Annotated in this window: 18 protein-coding genes; 13 read left to right on the forward strand and 5 right to left on the reverse strand. The window is 71.1% G+C overall.

The genetic code is table 11. The features are described 5' to 3' along the window. Nucleotides 1–44 precede the first annotated feature (44 nt). The 9 genes from ACZ7CD_RS14455 to ACZ7CD_RS14495 all read left to right on the forward strand — a co-directional run bounded on the left by ACZ7CD_RS14455 (nucleotide 45) and on the right by ACZ7CD_RS14495 (nucleotide 8,120). Nucleotides 45–1,007 (forward strand): gamma-glutamylcyclotransferase family protein, encoded by a 963-nt coding sequence (locus ACZ7CD_RS14455; protein ID WP_360385681.1) that lies wholly within the window; start codon nucleotides 45–47, stop codon nucleotides 1,005–1,007. A 65-nt stretch (nucleotides 1,008–1,072) separates the two neighbouring features. After that, the gene (locus ACZ7CD_RS14460) at nucleotides 1,073–1,675 is read left to right on the forward strand and encodes a DUF4232 domain-containing protein (protein WP_360385679.1); all 603 of its coding nucleotides are present in this window, start codon (nucleotides 1,073–1,075) and stop codon (nucleotides 1,673–1,675) included. 197 nt (nucleotides 1,676–1,872) lie between these two features. Beyond that, nucleotides 1,873–2,304 (forward strand): hypothetical protein, encoded by a 432-nt coding sequence (locus tag ACZ7CD_RS14465; RefSeq protein WP_470379036.1) that lies wholly within the window; start codon nucleotides 1,873–1,875, stop codon nucleotides 2,302–2,304. Nucleotides 2,305–2,542: 238 nt separating this feature from the next. Next, nucleotides 2,543–2,803 (forward strand): hypothetical protein, encoded by a 261-nt coding sequence (locus ACZ7CD_RS14470; RefSeq protein ID WP_360385675.1) that lies wholly within the window; start codon nucleotides 2,543–2,545, stop codon nucleotides 2,801–2,803. After that, complete coding sequence (locus ACZ7CD_RS14475; protein WP_360385673.1) at nucleotides 2,803–3,054, forward strand: hypothetical protein; 252 nt, start codon at nucleotides 2,803–2,805, stop codon at nucleotides 3,052–3,054. Before ACZ7CD_RS14470 ends, ACZ7CD_RS14475 begins: the two co-directional genes overlap by 1 nt. Then, nucleotides 3,054–5,873 carry an FtsK/SpoIIIE domain-containing protein gene (locus tag ACZ7CD_RS14480; RefSeq protein WP_470379037.1) on the forward strand — a complete coding sequence of 940 codons (2,820 nt, stop codon included), beginning with the start codon at nucleotides 3,054–3,056 and terminating at the stop codon, nucleotides 5,871–5,873. The genes ACZ7CD_RS14475 and ACZ7CD_RS14480 overlap by 1 nt, the downstream gene beginning before the upstream one ends. Next, a complete protein-coding gene (locus ACZ7CD_RS14485) occupies nucleotides 5,870–6,313 on the forward strand; it encodes a hypothetical protein (RefSeq protein WP_360385669.1) in 444 nt (147 codons plus the stop codon). Before ACZ7CD_RS14480 ends, ACZ7CD_RS14485 begins: the two co-directional genes overlap by 4 nt. Then, complete coding sequence (locus ACZ7CD_RS14490; protein ID WP_470379038.1) at nucleotides 6,314–7,027, forward strand: GNAT family N-acetyltransferase; 714 nt, start codon at nucleotides 6,314–6,316, stop codon at nucleotides 7,025–7,027. It abuts the gene before it with no gap. 85 nt (nucleotides 7,028–7,112) lie between these two features. After that, nucleotides 7,113–8,120 (forward strand): NADP-dependent oxidoreductase, encoded by a 1,008-nt coding sequence (locus tag ACZ7CD_RS14495; protein WP_470379039.1) that lies wholly within the window; start codon nucleotides 7,113–7,115, stop codon nucleotides 8,118–8,120. 61 nt (nucleotides 8,121–8,181) lie between these two features. Here ACZ7CD_RS14495 and ACZ7CD_RS14500 read toward each other — a convergent pair whose 3' ends face one another. Beyond that, nucleotides 8,182–9,750: an FAD-binding oxidoreductase gene (locus tag ACZ7CD_RS14500; protein ID WP_470379040.1), complete on the reverse strand. Its 1,569-nt coding sequence runs from the start codon at nucleotides 9,748–9,750 to the stop codon at nucleotides 8,182–8,184. Between ACZ7CD_RS14500 and ACZ7CD_RS14505 the strand changes: the two genes are divergently transcribed. Beyond that, nucleotides 9,749–10,315, forward strand: coding sequence for a TetR/AcrR family transcriptional regulator (locus ACZ7CD_RS14505; RefSeq protein ID WP_458429516.1), 567 nt, complete (start codon nucleotides 9,749–9,751; stop codon nucleotides 10,313–10,315). The two genes, ACZ7CD_RS14500 and ACZ7CD_RS14505, sit on opposite strands and share 2 nt — an antisense overlap. Then, nucleotides 10,312–11,697: a glycerol-3-phosphate dehydrogenase/oxidase gene (locus tag ACZ7CD_RS14510; RefSeq protein ID WP_470379041.1), complete on the forward strand. Its 1,386-nt coding sequence runs from the start codon at nucleotides 10,312–10,314 to the stop codon at nucleotides 11,695–11,697. The genes ACZ7CD_RS14505 and ACZ7CD_RS14510 overlap by 4 nt, the downstream gene beginning before the upstream one ends. Before the next feature lie 73 nt (nucleotides 11,698–11,770). On the opposite strand, the gene ACZ7CD_RS14515 is transcribed toward ACZ7CD_RS14510, so the two are convergent. Genes ACZ7CD_RS14515 through ACZ7CD_RS14525 form a run of 3 tightly spaced genes read right to left on the reverse strand, consistent with a single transcriptional unit; the run spans nucleotide 11,771 to nucleotide 14,312 of the window. After that, the gene (locus tag ACZ7CD_RS14515) at nucleotides 11,771–13,534 is read right to left on the reverse strand and encodes a WXG100 family type VII secretion target (protein ID WP_470379042.1); all 1,764 of its coding nucleotides are present in this window, start codon (nucleotides 13,532–13,534) and stop codon (nucleotides 11,771–11,773) included. Continuing rightward, nucleotides 13,531–13,839, reverse strand: coding sequence for a hypothetical protein (locus tag ACZ7CD_RS14520; RefSeq protein ID WP_360385655.1), 309 nt, complete (start codon nucleotides 13,837–13,839; stop codon nucleotides 13,531–13,533). Before ACZ7CD_RS14520 ends, ACZ7CD_RS14515 begins: the two co-directional genes overlap by 4 nt. A 20-nt stretch (nucleotides 13,840–13,859) precedes the next feature. Further along, nucleotides 13,860–14,312, reverse strand: a complete 453-nt coding sequence (locus tag ACZ7CD_RS14525; protein WP_360385653.1) for a YbaB/EbfC family nucleoid-associated protein — start codon at nucleotides 14,310–14,312, stop codon at nucleotides 13,860–13,862. Between the two features lie 129 nt (nucleotides 14,313–14,441). On the opposite strand from ACZ7CD_RS14525, the gene ACZ7CD_RS14530 reads away from it, so the two are divergent. Both ACZ7CD_RS14530 and ACZ7CD_RS14535 read left to right on the forward strand, forming a co-directional pair. After that, nucleotides 14,442–15,350 (forward strand): ABC transporter ATP-binding protein, encoded by a 909-nt coding sequence (locus ACZ7CD_RS14530; protein ID WP_360385651.1) that lies wholly within the window; start codon nucleotides 14,442–14,444, stop codon nucleotides 15,348–15,350. After that, a complete protein-coding gene (locus tag ACZ7CD_RS14535) occupies nucleotides 15,347–16,528 on the forward strand; it encodes an ABC transporter permease (protein ID WP_470379043.1) in 1,182 nt (393 codons plus the stop codon). Before ACZ7CD_RS14530 ends, ACZ7CD_RS14535 begins: the two co-directional genes overlap by 4 nt. Here the strand turns inward: ACZ7CD_RS14535 and ACZ7CD_RS14540 are convergent. Then, complete coding sequence (locus ACZ7CD_RS14540) at nucleotides 16,518–17,765, reverse strand: cryptochrome/photolyase family protein (protein ID WP_470379119.1); 1,248 nt, start codon at nucleotides 17,763–17,765, stop codon at nucleotides 16,518–16,520. The genes ACZ7CD_RS14535 and ACZ7CD_RS14540 overlap by 11 nt on opposite strands. Nucleotides 17,766–17,817 lie beyond the last annotated feature (52 nt).

Below are 17,817 nucleotides of genomic sequence, written 5' to 3' on the forward strand. Positions count from 1 at the left end.
GTCCAGACCACTGTTTCGTCCACGTCGACGAAACGGGCTGGCCAGTGCGACCGGACCTCACGATGGAGTCGGGATGGCGGGTCGAGCCGGATGACATCGATCTGGACCAATGGCTCATCAGCCGAGGTGAACCGCCCCTCGCGGCCCGGATGCCGGTGCTCGGCTACGGCTCCAACGCGAACCCCAGCAAGGTCACCTGGCTCCGCGAGGAACTGGGTCTCGAAGGCCCCGCGGTCGTGCTGCGCGCGCGTTGCGAGGGCATCTCCGCGGTGTGGGCCGATGGCACGCGTGCGCGCGATGGTCAGCGCCCGGCCACCCTGGCAGCGGCTCCCGGCGTCGTCGAGGAGCACTCGGTCTGGTTCGCCACGCCCGAGCAGCTGCGCGTGCTGGACCGCTGCGAGGGCCGCGGTCTGCGTTATCGCCTTGTACGCCTGCACACGGGCCGTGTGGTGCTCTACAACGGCGGTGTCGTCGACAGCGTTCTGGCCTACACGGCCGGTTCGAAGAAGCGCATGCCGATCCTCGTCAACGGGCGCATGGTCCCGTGCTCGAACCTCTCGCAGCGGCACGCCCTCCACCTCGGCGGCCGTCCTGCGCCGACCGACGGCCTGGACGTGACCGAGGTGCAGGGCGACCCGTCGGCGGACGACTGGCCGGAGCTGCTCTTCGCCTACGGCACGCTCCAGCCGGGCGCAAGCGCTTGGCACCTGATGGAGCCGCACGTCGTGGACTCCGAGGAGACCCACCTGCCCGGCAGGTTGCTCGACACCGGCTTGGGCTACCCGGCCCTGCGGCCCGGCGCCGGCCTGGGCGTGCCCGGCTTCGTGCTGCGGCTGCGGTCGCCCGAGGTGGCGCTGCCGCAGCTCGACGAGTACGAGGGCGCGGACTACCGGCGGGTGCGGGTCGTGCTGCCCGACGGCCGGATCGCCTGGACGTACCTGTGGACCGCCGCCGTGGAGGGGCTCGCCGAGCTGCCCGACGGGTGGGACGTCCACCAGATCCGGTGAATTTCCGGCAGGTTGTGTGAGCTAGTTGGTGAATGGGCACATCCTCACTGGTAGGAGGTGCACCCATGACCCGACGGTTGATCGCTTGCAGCCTGCTGGTGCTCGCTTCCGTGACGGCCTGCGGCGACAGAAGCGCGGAGGTCGGATCGGGCACGCTGCCGACCGCGGCTCCGTCCACGTCGAGCTCTTCGAGCTCTTCGAACTCATCGGCCACACCGTCCACGGCAGTCGGCAACGCGGGCGGCGAGGTCTCGAACCGCTGCAACGCCACCGTGCTCAAGGGCGCGGTGGAACCCACCGACGCGGGCGCGGGCAACCGGTACGGCAAGTTCGTCGTCACGAACACCGGCTCCCAGCCGTGCACGCTGAACGGCTACAGCGGCTTCCAGCTGGAGAACGGCGCCGGAGCGGTGCCGACGAAGCTGGAGCGCATGGCCGATCCCGGCCCCAAGCCATTGAACCTCGCGCCGGGTGCCAAGGCCGCCGCGAACCTGCACTGGGGTGTCGTGCCCGCCGGCTCCGAGCCGGTGCAGGGCGCGTGCCAGCCGGAGCCGTCGAAGGTCGCGGCCATCCCGCCGAACGAGACGGCGCCGCTGAGCGTGCCGTGGACGTTCGGACCAGTGTGCTCGGGCGGCCACATCACGATCAGCGCGTTCTACGCGGTCTGAGGAACCGACGACGGGCTCGTCGTGCTCCGGCACGGTGAGCCCGCCGCCGTTCGTCCCGGCGGAAGTTCTCACCCCATCGGCCTATGAAGTGGGTCTTCCACGCTAACGATGCGCGCGCAGGGGGCCACAATCATCCGTACGGCGCAAGCGGCCCGGTACCGGGACTCCGTCCGCGCTGAGGGACAATCACGCCCGAGATGAGCGATGACGACCTCGTGCTGCTGATCACCGTGGTGGTCGAGGCGGCGGACGAGCACCAGGCGCGGGCAGCGTGCGACGCGCTCAGCAGCCGTACCGGCGCGCGGGTCCTGGACGCCAGGGACTGCTCGGACGAGGAACCGAACTGCTGGGCCGTGGTCATCACCGAGCCCAGCGCCGAGAAGACCACGCACAACGTGTCCGCGGCGCTCGCGCGAGCGGTGCGGACGTTCGTGCGCGGGCTGGGCGACGGGTTCCCGACACCGCGGGTGGCGTGCGAGCCACCGACGGCGTGGACGGTGCTCGACGAGCCCGAGCTGATCAACGGGCTGGTGCCGGGGGCAGAGCGCGTGCTGGTCGAGGCGTGGGCCGGCGATGACCCGTTCGGGGCAGGCACTCCGCGTGACAGGTCACCTGGAAGAAAGACGTGAGTCACCCGGCCGGCGGGGTGCGGCGACCACGGGCCGTGAGGCGTGCGAGAGCGTCACTTCACGTTCGGGGCAAGGGTTCTGTGACGCGGCTAACTGATCATTAAAGCAAGGCCCGTTCGAGTGCATTCAGGCATCCACCCGGTTAGCCGATCTTCGTTATGAACTGTGAAAATCTGGGCACAATCTCTACTGGGGTGGCCGTGCGACCACCCTGTTCCGGGAGGGTTCGGGAGTCGACATGGCCAGCATCGAAGAGGTCCGTGCCGCAATTGCCCAGGCGATCGACAAGGCGAGCCAAAGCCAGTCGGCCCTCCAACAGGCGGCCGATCTCGCCGAGGACGCGCAGCAGCTGCTGACATCGGTCACCCAGGGCTCCGTGCAGGCGGACGTCGAAACGACGAACGCGCAGTTCCAGCAGGTCGTCTCCGGTGTGAGCGAGCTGCAGAACTACCTCGGCGCCGGCATCTCCGGGGCCGAGGGCATCAACAGCAGGCTTTGATGGCATCGATCGGCGAGGTCCGCGCCGCGCTCGAGCAGGCGAGCGAGATCCTGCGCGAGGCGTACCGCAGTGTGCGCAGCGCCCAGGACGGTCTCGACGAGGCGGTCGCCATCCTCGCCGAGTCGAGCGAGAACCACCACGAGTCGCTGCTTCCAGCGGAGTTCGTGCGTGCGAAGGAAAGATTCCCCGAACAGCTGGAGCTGATGGTGGGAACCCTCGAGCGCATCCAACGACTCACCGTGGAGCTGTGATGAGCAGGCGGGACGACCGGCGGCGCCGGATCGAGGAGGCCTTCGCGGACTTCCAGCGCGCCGTAGCGGCCGCGCTGGGCTCCGTGGCACGGGAGCACCGCGCCCTCGCCACGGAGCACGCGAAGGACATCGTCGAGTTCACCGTGCGCGGCGTGGGCATCGACCGGGCGTTGCGGGACGCGGCGCTCGCCGACGTGACCGCGTTCCTCACCGTGGACGAGAAGCGGACCGGGCACCCGCGCCAGGCCCCGCTGTCCATGCCGGAGTTCGCCGAGCGGCTCGACCAGATCAGGCACGACTGGCAGCAGTCCTACCACGAGTGGTCCGCGACCGGGCCCGACCAGCTGACCGCGCTGGTGAGCTCGGTCGCCGCCGGACCGGCGTCGTGGCCGCACGAGTCGTGGCTCGGCACGCCGGGCGCGCACGACGGCAGCGAGGGCGTGCCGGAGCTGTGGCGGATCGGCACCGGCGTGGTCACCTCCGCGCCGGAGGCCCAGCCGTTCCCGGTCGCCGTGCCGCTGCTGGACCAGTCGCACCTGCACGTGGCGTCCACACCGGACAGCCGCCAGCTCGCGGACACGCTGGTGGAGAACCTGTTGCTGCGGGTCCTCTCGCACTTCCAGCCGGGTCTGGTGCACGTGCACGTGTGGGACGTCGGGCAGCTGACCGGGTCGTTGCCGGGGCTGTACCCGCTGACCCGCGCCGGTCTGCTGACGGTGCACGACCCTGCGCGCCTGCACGAGCTGCTCGACGAGCTGTCCGAGCACATCCGCCAGGTGCACACCAAGGTCCTGGTCGACGGGCACCTCACCGTGCGGTCGGTCAGCGGTGAGGGCCGGCGCACCGAGCCGTGGCGGATCGCCGTGCTGTTCGGCAACCGCAAGGCGTTGCGCGAAGAGCACCAGCAGCAGCTGCAACGCGTGGCGCGCAACGGTTTGGCGTGCGGCGTGCAGCTGTTCATCGTGGACATCCCGATCACGGTCAACTCGCCGGTGGAGACGGTGTCGTTGCGCGGCGACGGAACCGCGACCTGCACGATGACCGGCAAGCACGTGACCGTGACGCTGGACCCCGCGCTGCCGCGGACGCTGGTGCCGCGCGCATGTGCCGCCATCGCGGACAAGCGCGAGGAACGCCGTTCGCGGATGGGCAAGTTCGGCGACCTGCTGCCGGAACGCCCGTGGACGGAGAACTCGGCGGCCGGAGTCGTTGCGCCCGTGGGATTCGACGACGGCCAGCAGGTCTGCGTGCAGCTCGGCGACACCTCGCCGCACGCGTTGATCGGCGGGCCCTCCGGCTCCGGCAAGACGAACTTCCTCTACGCGATGCTCGGTTCGCTGTGCGCGCGCTACTCGCCCGACGAGCTCGAGCTGTACCTGCTGGACTTCAAGGAGGGCGTGTCGTTCGCGCAGTTCGCGCCGGGCCGCAAGGACCCGTCGTGGCTGCCGCACGCGCGCCTGGTCGGCGTGAACGTCAACACCGACCGCGAGTTCGGCGTGGCGCTGCTGAGGTTCCTGTCCGACGAGATGCGCAGGCGCGCGGACGCGGCCAAGCAGCACGAGGTGACGAAGCTCGAACACCTGCGGGTCGAGGACCCCGGTGGCCGGTGGCCGCGGATCGTCGCGGTGATCGACGAGTTCCAGTACCTGTTCGGCGAACGCGACCAGGTCACGGCGGCGGCCACGCAGCTGCTGGAGGACGTGGCGCGGCGCGGCCGGTCGCAGGGCATCCACCTGGTGCTGTCGTCGCAGGACGTCTCGGGCATCGAGGGGTTCTGGGGCAAGTCGGCGATCTTCGAGCAGTTCACGGTCCGCATCGCGCTGCCGAAGGCCCGCCGGGTGCTGGCCGAGCCGCAGAACGACGCCGCCGTGGAGCTGCCGCGCTGGCACGCGGTGATCAACCACGAGTCGGGTGTGAAGCCGGGCAACGAGATCGCGCGCATCCCGGACTCGACGTCCAAGGGCACCATGGACTTCCTGCAGTCCGAGCTGTGGCGGCGCGAACCCGGCCAGGCACCCGGCCTGTTCGACGGCAGCAAGGTCCCGCTGCTGGACGCGACACCGGACTTCCTCGACCTGCGACCGGGCGACGCATCGCCCACGGTGCTCCTCGGACAGGTCATCGACGTCGCGGGCAGCGCGGCGAAGGTGCGCTTCGCCCGCACGCCGGGACGCAACATCGCGGTGATCGGCTCCGTGGTCCAGGACGCGGCCGCGGTGCTCGGTGGAGCGGCCGCGTCGCTGGGCCGCCAGCACCACCCGCACGAGGCGGTGTTCACGCTGGCCTGCCTGGTCGAGGAGGCGATGCCCTCCGCGCTCCACCTGATGAAGCGCCTGAGCCACGACGGGCACGACGCGGACGTGGTCCAGATCGACCGCATCCGCGAGGTGCTGGACCAGACGGCGGCCCGGCTGCAGTCGATCGGCACGGGCCAGGCCGAGGCGCCGTTGAAACCGCACTACCTGGTGCTGTACGGCGTCGACGCGGCGCTCACGCTGCTGGAGCAGAAGGACCCGGCGACGCGGTCGTCCGGTGTGGACAGCCTGCGGGCGGTGCTGAAGCACGGCCCGGAGCACCGCACGCACGTGCTGGGCTGGTGGCGCGGTGTGCAGCGGCTGAAGTCGAGTCTTCCGCCCGGTGTGTACGACGACATCGGCGCCTGGGTGGCGTTCGACGTCCAGGGCAAGGAGCTGCTGTCGCTCGGACCGGAACAGGTGATGGCGTGGTCGCCACGACCGCGGCGCGGCCTGTTCTTCGACCGGTTCGAGCACTCGCGACCGCAGGTGATCATCCCGTTCGACACAGGTGAGGTGTCATGAACCCGATGACTACGGCGATGTTCGAGTCGGTTCCGGCTCAACGCCAGAGCGAGGAGGTGGTCGAGGCGCCGGCGCTGTCCGCGGTGGAGCGCTACAAGGAGATCATCGCCATCGCCACGGAAGCGGCGGCACGCCAGCGCAAGCTCGACGAGGTGCGCTGCGCTGAGCTGGCCGAGCGGATCGCGGCCACGCAGCGGCAGATCGCCGAGGTCCGCGACCGCGAGCGGGTGGTGCGGATGGGTGCCGCGCTGCACTGGGAGCAGGCCGTCGAGCAGCTGTGGAACGAGCGCTGGTTGCAGATGACCACGCCGCCGCTGCCGGACGAGTCGGTGCAGCCCCGGCCGCAGAGCGAGTACAACGAGCGGATGGACCTCGCCTACCAGGCGCTGGAGAACGCGCTGGCCAAGCGCACCCTGTTGCGCCGCAAGCAGAAGGACTGAGTGCGCCGTTTGCGCACCACCGCCGACGTGCTCGACGCCTGCGCGGACCCGCTGGTCCGGTGGGCCGCTCAGGCGTTGTCGGCGGGCGGTGCGGCCTGGGAGCACCGCGGCGCGGTCGCCGTGCACGCACCGTGCCTGACGCGCCGGCGCAGGCTGGTGCTGTCCGGTCCCAGCGAGGGCGTGGCGTCGCTGCTGGCGGCGCACGGGCGCGGTGTCTCGTTGCGGCCCATGCTGGAGCGGTCGGTGGCGGCGGAGGTGCGGGCGCTGATGCCGGAGCCGTGGGTGGAGGACGGGCCGTTCGGGTGGATGGACCGCTCCGGTTCGCTGGCCGCTCCTCCCGGTGTGGGCTGGCTGTCCTCGGACGACGAGGTGGAACCGTTGCTGCGCAAGGCGTTGCCGTCGTCGTGGGCGTGGCCGGGCGAACCGGGCGTGCGCCGCTGGGCCGGTGTGGTCGAGGACGACGCGCTGGTGGCGACGGCCGCGGAGGCGTGGTCGTCGGTGGACGTCGGTTTCATGATGGGCGTGGCGGTGCACCCTTCTCACGCGCGGTGCGGCCTGGGGCTGCGGGTGTGCCAGTTCGTGGCGTCGGCGCTGCTCGACCTGTACGGCACCTGCGCGCTGCTGGTGGAGAGCTCCAACCAGCCGGCCATCGCCCTGTACCGCAAGCTGGGATTCGCGTACCGCGACGTGACGACCCTGCTGCCTGCGACCTAACTCACAAAGTGGAATCTTTATCCGTTTACGGGGCGTTGTGCGGGGTACCGACGTTCACACGACTCTGGATGGAGATGGTTCGACCATGACCAGCACCGCACTCGAGGTCCGGCTCGCGTCCCGCCCGACCGGCTGGCCGACCGAGGACACCTTCGAGATCGCCGAGGTGGAGATCCCGACGCCGGGCGAGGGGCAGGTCCTGGTGCGCAACGTGTTCATGAGCGTCGACCCGTACATGCGCGGCCGGATGAACGACGTGAAGTCGTACGTGCCCCCGTTCCAGGTCGGCGCCCCCCTCGACGGCGGTGCGGTGGGCGAGGTCGTGGCCTCGAACGCCGAGGGCTTCGCGGTCGGCGACCACGTCCTGCACGGCCTGGGCTGGCGCGAGTACGCCGTCGTCGCCGGCACGCACGCCGTGAAGGTCGACCCGTCCGTCGCTCCCCTGTCGGCCTACCTGGGCGTGCTCGGCATGCCAGGGCTGACCGCCTACGCGGGCCTGCTGACCACCGCGGAGTTCAAGGAGGGCGACGCGGTCTTCGTCTCCGGCGCCGCGGGTGCCGTGGGCCAGCTCGTGGGCCAGATCGCCCGCCTGAAGGGCGCCTCCCGCGTCATCGGCTCGGCCGGCTCCCCCGAGAAGGTCGAGTACCTCGTCGAGGAGCTCGGCTTCGACGCCGCGTTCAACTACAAGGACGGCCCGGTCGCACCACAGCTCGCGGCCGCCGCGCCCGACGGCATCGACGTGTACTTCGACAACGTCGGCGGCGAGCACCTGGAAGCCGCGATCGGCGCGCTGAACCTCAACGGGCGCATCACGATGTGCGGTGCGATCTCGCAGTACAACGAGGCCGGGACGCCCACCGGCCCGCGCAACCTGATCCAGGTCCTGGCGAAGCGGCTGACGCTGCGCGGCATGCTCGTGGGTGACCACAAGGCGTTGCAGCCGCAGTTCGTGGCCGAGGTCGGGGCGTGGATCGCGTCCGGGGAGCTGAAGTACAGCGAGACCGTCGTCGAGGGCGGCGTCCGGCAGGCCCCGGCGGCCTTCCTGGGCATGCTGCGCGGCGACAACACCGGAAAGATGCTCGTGAAGTTCTGATTTCGAGTGCACGCGGGGCGCTTTCGTACTCTTCTGGAGCACGAAAGCGCCCCGCGTGCGTTCACAGCGGCAGCAGTTTGCCGGGGTTGAGGATGCCGGTCGGGTCGAGGCGGGTCTTCACGGCGCGCAGCACGTCGACGCCGATGGCGCCGATCTCGTGCTCCAGCCACGGCCGGTGGTCCCGTCCGACCGCGTGGTGGTGCGTGATGGTCCCGAGCCGGGAGATCGCCTCGGACGCCGCCACCTTCGCCCGCGCCCACTGCCCCACCGGGTCGGCGAGGTCGCGCGGCACCAGCACCGTGAAGTACAGCGAGGCACCCGTCTCGTACGCGTGGGAGATGTGGCACATGACCACCGCGTCCCCCAGCTCGCCCAGCAGGGCCTCCCGGACCGCGTCCCGCAGCTGCGACACCCGCGACCAGTGCGTGGCGGTCTCCAGCGTCTCCACGGCCACACCGGCGTCGAGCAGTGCGTCGCGTTGGCGCGGCCCGTTGTACCGGCCGTGCAGCCAGGACGCCCCCATGGCGCGGCCGAGGCGCACGACGCGGTGGCCGCTCAACGAGCGCATGGTCGCCGACCGCGAACGGCACTCCCAGCCCAAGATGACCAGGCACGGGTTGCGGACTCCCCGTAGGCGCAGATAGCGCGTCACCACGGAGGCCTTGCTACCGGCCAACGCCAGCGCGACCTCCGTTTCGTGCTCATCGGACAGACGAGTGATGTCGGCCAGAGCGCCGTTCTGGGCCAGCGTGCGCACGAGCTCGACGCCCGCCTCCCAGCCGTCGACCACGAAGCCCTCGTAACGCGGGCCGTTCGGCTTGGGGCGCACCCGCACCGACACCTCGGTGATCACGCCGAACTGGCCCTCCGAGCCGATGACCAGCTGTTTCAGGTCCGGGCCCGCAGCGGAGGCCGGTGCGGTACCGACAACCCACTCACCGGTGGGGGTGGCGATGCGGACCGACTCGACCATGTCCTCGAAGCGGCCGTAGCCCGAGGAGGCCTGGCCGGCGGAGCGGGTGGCCGCGAACCCGCCGATCGTGGCCCGTTCGAACGACTGCGGGAAGTGGCCGAGGGTGAAGCCGTGCTCGCCGAGCAGGCGTTCGGCCTCCGGGCCGGTGACGCCCGCCTGGAGCACGGCCACGCGGGAGACCGGGTCGACCGACACCAGGGAGCCGAGTCCGGCCAGGTCCAGGGCGACGACCGCGTCCTTGGGGCCGCGCAGGGCCTCGACACCGCCGACGACCGAGGTGCCGCCGCCGAACGGGACCACGGCCACGTCGTGCTCCACGCAGACGCGCAGGACCTCGGCGACCTCCTCGGGAGAGGCGGGGACGACCACGGCGTCGGGCACGGGCAGGTCGCCGTGGCCGCGGTGGCGCAGCAGGTCGAGGTACGAGAGGCCGCCGGCGTGTCCGAGGCGGTCGGCGGGCAGGACGCTGATCGTGCACACGGCTTCCAGGGCCGTGAAGGCGTCCTCGGAGAGCGCGGACGGCGGTGCCTGCACCGGGGCGGGCGTGAAGGGGTCGCCGAGGCCCACGCGGGCGCTCAGCCAGGCCAGCGCGTGCGGCGGCAGCGGTGTGGTCTCGGTGGTCCAGCGGGCCCTAGTCACTGCTACAGTGTTACACATGACGTCTCAACGTCACACCGACGAGGACCTGCTGGACGCGACCCGCGAGTGCGTGCTGGAGGTGGGGGTGCGCCGCACGACCCTCACCGACGTCGCAAAACGGGCCGGCGTGAGCCGCATGACGCTGTACCGGCGGTACCCCGACGTGGACCACCTGGTGCGGGCGTTGATGACGCGCGAGTTCGCGGCACTGCTGGAGCGGACGCAGGGGCGCGGCAACGCCCGTGAGCAGCTGGTCAGCCGGGCCGTGGACGCGATCCGGCTGCTGGGCGCGAACCCGCTGATGCAGCGGGTGCTCCAGCTCGACGCCGAGCTGATGCTGCCGTACCTGGTCGAACGGCTGGGCAGCACGCAGCGGCTGGTCGAGGAGTTCCTGGTGGCGCAGATCGAGGCCGGGCACCTCGACGGGTCGATCCGGTTCGGCGACGCCAAGACGCAGGCACGCGTGGTGCTGCTGACGACGCAGGGCATGGTGCTGTCGACGCGGCCGGCGACGTCGGGCCTCGACCCCGCCTCGCTGCTGGACGAGCTCGCCCGGCAGCTGGACGGGGCGCTGAGGCCGTGAACACGTCGCTGAACGCCGCCCGCCGCCGGGAGGACCTGGAGGCGGCGCAACGGGAGGTCGTCGACGTGCTCGTGGTCGGCGGCGGGGTCACGGGCGCGGGGGTCGCGCTCGACGCGGCCTCGCGCGGGCTGCGGACCGTGCTGCTGGAGGCGCACGACCTGGCGTTCGGGACGTCGCGGTGGTCGAGCAAGCTCGTGCACGGCGGGCTGCGGTACCTGGCGAACGGGGACGTGAAGCTCGCGCACGAGAGCGCGGTCGAACGCGGCATCCTCATGACGCGCACGGCACCGCACCTCACCCGCACGTTGCCGATGCTGTTCCCGTTGCACGACAAGGCGAACAACCTCGTCATGGCCGGACTGAAGGCGGGCAACGCGCTGCGCATCGCCGCCGGCACGTCCGCGCGGGTCCTGCCGCGGCCGCGCCGGGTGGACCGGCACGAGGCGCTGGCGCTGGTCCCGGGGCTGAGCCCGCGCAACCTCCTCGGCGGCCTGCTCAGCTACGACGGCCAGCTGACCGACGACGCCCAGCTGGTCGTCGCGCTGGCCAGGACCGCGGCGGGGCACGGCGCGCGGATCATCACCCGCGCGAAGGTCACCGCGCTGGAGGGTGACGGTGCCGAGGCGGTGGACACGCTCACCGGCACCGCGTTCACGGTCAGGGCCAGGGCGGTGGTCAACGCCACCGGTGTCTGGGCCGGGACGCTCGCACCGGTGCGGCTCACGCCGTCGAGGGGCTCGCACCTGGTGGTCGACGCGAAGGGCGTCGGTCTCGCGGGGACGGCGGTCACGATCCCGGTCCCCGGTGAGCGCAACCGGTACGCGTTGCTGCTCCCCCAGCCGAACGGCCGCGCCTACCTGGGTCTCACCGATGAGCCGGTCGACGACGTCCCGGACGTGCCGGTCGTTCCCGAGTCCGATGTGGACTTCCTGCTGCGGACCGCTTCCCATGTGCTGCGGCGGGAGCTGACGAGGCAGGACGTGATCGGCAGCTACGCGGGGCTGCGGCCGCTGCTGGAGGCCGAGGGCCGCTCGGCCGACCTGTCGCGCAACCACACCGTCCTCACGGCACCGAACGGCGTGCTCACGATCGTCGGCGGCAAGCTCACCACCTACCGCAGGATGGCGGCGGACGCGGTGAACGCGACGGGCCTGACCCGGATGCCGTGCCGCACCAAGGACATCCGCCTGGTCGACGACCGGCCGCACCCGACCACGCCGATCGCTCCCGGCGTGACGGAGGCGGACGTGCTGCACGCCGTCCGACACGAGGGCGCGCTCACCGCCGACGACGTGCTCGACCGGCGCACCCGCATCGGCCTGGTGCCCGCGGACCGCGCCAGGGCGGAGCCGGAGATCGCGAAACTCCTCGCCACCGTGTGAAAAGGGCGTCTGCAAGTACTACCGACACGAAGTCGGTGGTACTCGCAGACGCCCTCAGCGCGAGGAACGCGGGTTATTCGCCGATGACGGGCTTCGCGGCCTTGGGCGGGTCGACCAGGGCGTCGCCCTCGATCCGCACCTTCCGCTTGTGCTCGTTGGAGCCGCCCTGCTGACCGGCGGCACCGGCCATCGGAGCGCCACCCATCATGCCGCCCGCGGCACCACCACCGCCGCCACCGCCACCACCGGCGGGAACAGCGCCACCGACGCCACCCGTGGCGGTCGGCATGACACCGGCCGCGCCACCGTGCTGCATCGCGGTCGCACCCGTGCCACCGCCACCGCCACCGAAGGCACCGGCGGGGATGCCGCCGCCTCCGCCACCCATGCCCTTGGGGATGCCGCCGCCACCGCCGCCACCGCCCGCCGCGGACGTGGCCGAGTGCGCCGACGTGGACGACGCGGGCGACGCCGGGTGCTCGACGGCCGGCCGGTACCAGTCACCCGTGCTCGGGGTGCCGATCGACGGCGGCCTCGTCCCGGTGTTGCCACCGGCCGTGGTCGTCTGGTCGTACTCCCAGTGACCGGGGACCCAGCGGCCGGGACCCTGGCTGCCGGTGCCACCGGAGCCGCCACCGGGTCCCTGGGGGTAACCGGGGTAGCCGCCGGAGCCGCCACCCGGTCCCTGGGGGTAACCGGGGTAGCCGCCGGAGCCGCCACCGGGTCCGGGCACCCACTGACCGCCGGAACCGCCGGAACCACCGCCGGGACCGGGCACCCACTGACCGCCGCCCGATCCCTGGCCGGGCGGCGTGTACGGCGGGCGGACCACCGGGCCGCCGGTGCCGGACGTGCCGGTGTTGCCGCCGCCCGCGCCGACGGGGACGCCACCGGGGTTGTAGACCGGCTGGACCTGCGGACCGCCGCTGCCGCCACCGGGGCCGCCGCGGTAGCCGCCCTGGTCGTGCGAGTACTGGCCGTTCGCGCCGCCGGACACCCGGTCGAGGTGGCCCGCGTCGATGCCCAGACCGCCGGAGGACGGGCGGGTCACGCCACCGCCGCCACCGCCCGCGCCCTTGTGCGCCATCGCGGAGATCGCGTTGATGACCTGCTCGGCCGTCTGGGCGATCTTCTGCACGCTCTGGACCAGCTTCATCAGCTTCTGCAGCGAACCGGAGAGCTTCTGCAGGAAGTCGGCCAGCTTCTTCGCGTACTTCACCGCGGTGGTCACGATGTCGGAGATCGCGCCCGCGATGGCCGCGCCGAAGGTGAGGAACGAGGCCGCGAGCCACTGGATGATCTTCATGACCATGTCGGACACGGCCTGGCTGATCATGTCCATGATCATCTTGCGGACGGTGCCGACCAGCTGGCCCGCGCCCTCGACGGCACCCGCGATGCCGTCGGCGGCCTTGGCCAGCGACTCCAGACCGCCCGCGTGCTTCTGGGCGGCCGCGCGGTAGCCGTCGGCGGCCTTGCCCTCCCACTCGCGGGTCTGCTCGACGCAGATCTTCTTGTACTCGGCCGCGATGTCGTGGACCTGCTTGCCGGCCGACCGGAACGACCCGGCCATCTTGCCGATGGCCTCCGGGTTGCCGAGCAGGACGTCGAACGGCTCGCGCAGGAAGTCGACGTGCTGGATGGCCCAGCTGAAACCGGCGGAGAGGAAGCCGCTGAGCGGGTTCGACGCCATGCCGACGATGCCCATCGCGGTGTTGGCGATGCCGAGACCGCCCTGCACCCAGTCACCGCGCTCGATCGCGGAGTAGGTGCTCGAAATGGTGCTGATCAGCTGCTGCGGGTCGGTTCCCGCGGCCTGGGTGGCGGGCGCGTTCATCCTCGGCCCTTTCCGGTGAAGCCGAACATGTTGTCGAGGTCGACCTGCTCGTACTGCTCGATGGTCTCCTTGAGCCCGATGCCCATGTCCATCAGCGAGTTGGCGGCCTTGCCGAGACCGTCCTGCGACAGCCCGGCGGTCTTGAGGATGTGCGAGGCCAGGAAGCCCGCGAACACGCCGAACGCCTCGGTCGTGAGAGCACCCGGATCACACGTCTCGGTGGCCTTGCGCATCCGATCGGTCAGCCGTTCCACGCTCGCGGCGTGGCGTCTGAGCTCGTCGAGATCGAGATTGAACTGGCTCATGCCTTAACCCCCTCCTGCACTCAGGCCATGACGTCGGGCGGGTTCGTGAAGTACTCGTCGTCGGGCCGCGTGTCCTTGCGCTCCAACTCCGACTTCGGTTCGTCCTCGTCGGTTCCGTCGCCCTTGTATCCGTTCGGCATCTGTTGCTTCACGAAGTCCAGGGCCGGGCTCTCGCCGACGAAGTCGGTCATGATCTGCACCACCCGCCCGGAGGCCTCACGCTGGGCCTTCGCCGAGGCGGTGAGGATCTCGGACGCGATCTGACCGGGGTCCATGCCGCGGGCTTCCGGCTTGATGCGGAGATCTGTCAACACGCCGGTGGCGTTGACGGTCACCGTGATCATCCCGTCCGGCGAGCTGGCGCTCCCGCCCACGCCTCCGAGCTGGTCGCGGGCCTGCTCGGCCTGCTGCTTGGCCTGCTCGATCTTCGCCCCGTACTGGGCGAGCCACTGGTCGGGCTCGATGGGCTGCATGGTCACCCCCGTTGAGTGAATCAGTCGTTCGTTCGATTCGCCGTAGACGCCCGTATCGTTTCACCCGTTCCCTGCTCATCGATACTTTGAGTCCGATTACCGCCATCCGGGCTAACGAAGGGGTGCACCGTGCCTGAGGGGGTGCTGGAGATCGACGCGGTCTCCAAGCGCTACGGAGAGGTCGTCGCCCTGCGGGACATGTCGTTCGACGTGCGTGCGGGCGAGCTCTTCGGGTTCGTCGGCAGCAACGGCGCCGGGAAGACCACGACCATGCGGATCGCGCTGGGCGTGCTCGCCGCCGACTCCGGCGAGGTGCGGTGGAACGGCAGAGCCGTCGACCTCGACACCCGGCGGCGGATCGGCTACATGCCGGAGGAACGCGGGCTCTACCCGCGGATGAAGGTCCTCGACCAGCTCGTCTACCTGGCCGAGCTGCACGGCCTGGGCACGAACGAGGCGCACCGCAACGCCGAGAACTGGATCGCCCGGCTCGGGCTGCGCGACCGGCGCACCGACGAGGTGCAGCGGCTCAGCCTCGGCAACCAGCAGCGCGTGCAGCTCGCCGCGGCCCTGGTGCACGACCCGGACGTCCTGGTGCTCGACGAACCGTTCTCCGGCCTCGACCCGGTCGCGGTGGACGTGATGAGCGGCGTGCTGCGCGAGAAGGCCTCCGCCGGGGTGCCCGTGGTGTTCTCCAGCCACCAGCTCGACCTGGTGGAACGGCTGTGCGACCGGGTCGGCATCGTGAGCGAGGGTGCGATGGTCGCCGTCGGCACCGTGGACGAGCTGCGGTCGGGCGGGGTGCCGCGCCTGGTCGTCGAATCGCCGACGACCGACTGGGCTGCCACGCTGGACGGCGTGCGGGTGATCGAGGAGAACGGGACGCGCTGCGTGCTGGAGCTCGTGGACGGCACCGACGACCAGGCCGTGCTGCACGCGGCCCTGTCGGCCGGTCCGGTGCACGAGTTCTCCCGGCAGCGCCCGGCGCTGACCGAGCTCTTCCGCAACGTCGTGACCACCGGGGAGAGGACCGCATGACATCCGCCAGGGCGGTCGGACTGGTGGCGCGGCGCGAGTTCGTCACGAAGGTGCGCACGAGGTCGTTCCTCATCGGCACCGCGGTGATCATCGCGGTGCTCGCCGGGTACGTGGTGCTGCAGTCGGTGCTGTTCGACGACCACCAACGCAGCGTCGTCGGGTTGTCCGGCCAGGCCACGCAGCTCGCGGAACCGCTGCGGGACAAGGCGATGTCGTTCGGCGTCGAGCTGGAGACGCGCGACGTCACCACCGACGCCAACGCCGAGCAGCTGGTCCGCGACGGCGCGCTCGACGCGCTGGTGACCGGTGCGCCGCCGGAGCTGAAGATGATCGTCAAGGGCTCCGGCGACTCGGTGCTGACCACGGCGCTCAACGACGTGCTGCGCCAACAGGTCCTGGTCGCGCAGCTCGCGGAGGCGGGCATCACCCCGCAGCAGGTGGCGGAGAACCTCGCCAACGTGCGGGTGGGCGTGACAGCGCTGGAACCCGTTGACCCACAACAAGGTCAGCGCCTCGCCATCGGGCTGGTAGTGGCCGCGCTGCTGTACTACTCGTTGCTGGTCTACGGAACCATGGTCGCGCAGGGCGTGGTCGAGGAGAAGTCGAGCCGGGTCGTGGAGATCCTGCTCGCGACCGTGCGACCGTGGCAGTTGTTGCTGGGCAAGGTGATCGGCCTCGGCGCGGTCGGGTTGCTGCAGCTGCTGGTGATCTCCACGGTCGGGCTCGCGCTGTCGTCGGGGTTCGACGTGGTCGACGTCGGCGCGGTGGGCGTGACGGCGCTGGCGACCGGCGTGCTCTGGTACCTGCTCGGGTTCTTCCTGTACGCCACGGTGTTCGCGGCCGCCGCGTCGCTGGTGTCGCGGCAGGAGGAGCTGCAGTCGGTGCTGACGCCGATCAGCATGACGATCATCGTGGCGTTCGTGGCCGGCATCAACCTGATGATCGGCAGCCCGTCCGGGGTGACCGTGACGGTCCTGTCGCTGCTGCCGCCGTTCGCCCCGATCCTGATGCCGGGCCGGATGGCGCTGGGCGTCGCCCCCGCCTGGCAGGTGGTGCTGGCCGTGGTGCTGGCGCTGGTGGCCATCGCGGTGATCACGTGGCTGGGCGGCAAGGTCTACGCGAACGCCGTGCTGCGGACCGGCGCTCGCGTCAAGCTCCGCGAGGCGTTCAGGACTTGATGGCCTGGTAGCGGTCGAGCGCGACCTGGCGTTCCACCGCGTGGTCGACGATCGGCGTGAGGTCCGCCGAGTCGGGCGCGTACCTGCGGACGTACGCGCCGTCCGGGTCGAACTTCTTGGCCTGCGTGATCGGGTTGAAGATCCGGAAGAACGGCGCCGCGTCCGTGCCGCAGCCGGCGACCCACTGCCAGTTGTGCTGGTTCGACGCGAGGTCGCCGTCGACGAGGTGCTCCATGAAGTGCCGCGCGCCCCACCACCACGGCAGGTGCAGGTCCTTCACGAGGAAGCTGGCGACGATCATGCGCACCCGGTTGTGCATGAAGCCTTCCACGAGCAGCTGGCGCATGCCGGCGTCGACGATCGGGTAGCCGGTGCGCCCCTGCTTCCAGGCCTCGAACAGCTCCCGGTCGTCGTCGTGCACCATCCGGTCGAACTTGCGGTCGAGGTTCTGCCGCGCGGTCTCCGGCTTGTGCCACAACACGTCCGCGTAGAACTCGCGCCACGCGAGCTCGCTGCGGTACGTGCCGTCGCAGTCCCGCAGGAGCGTGCGGGGGTGCAGCACGCCCCACCGCAGGAAAGCCGACAGCCGGCTCGTGGCGTCGAGGTCGGGCCGGTCGCGAGTCTTGTCGTAGTCGGGGAGCCGTTCGTCGCGGAACTCCTCCCACAACCGCATGGCGTCCGGCAGCTTCTCGGTGGTCTTCGGGATCGCGGTGCTGTGCGGCGGTTCGAGCCAGTCCACAGTGGAGGCGCCGGTGTCGGCGGGCGCGCGCCAGCCGTGGTCGAGCCAGGCGTTGCGGAACGGCGTGAAGACCTTGAACGGCGTGCCGTCGCCCTTGAGCACCCGGCCGGGCGCGACGGCGTAGGGCGAGCCGGAGCGGACGAGCTCGACGTCGCCCAGCGCCTCCTCGACGGCCTCGTCGCGGCGCCGCCCGTACGGCCCGTAGTCCGCGGAGACGTGGACGCTGCCCGCGCCGATCTCCTGTGCGATGCGCGGGACCGTCTTCACCGGGTCGCCGTGCACGACCATCAGCCGGCCGCCCAGCTGGTCGTTCAGCGCGTGCAGGCAGCGGTGCAGGAACTCGATCCGCGGCTGCCCCGACGGCTTCAGCAACCGGTCGTCCAGGACGAACAAGCCGAGCGCGCGGGGAGAACGCCCGGCGGCGGCGAGGAGGGCCGGGTGGTCGGCCGTCCGCAGGTCGCGGCGGAACCAGACGATCGAGGGGGAAGAGCTCACCAGGCGACGCTAAGACGAACGGGGCGCGCCTGCATGACAGGCGCGCCCCGCACGG

This window comes from Lentzea sp. NPDC036949 (assembly GCF_055608075.1).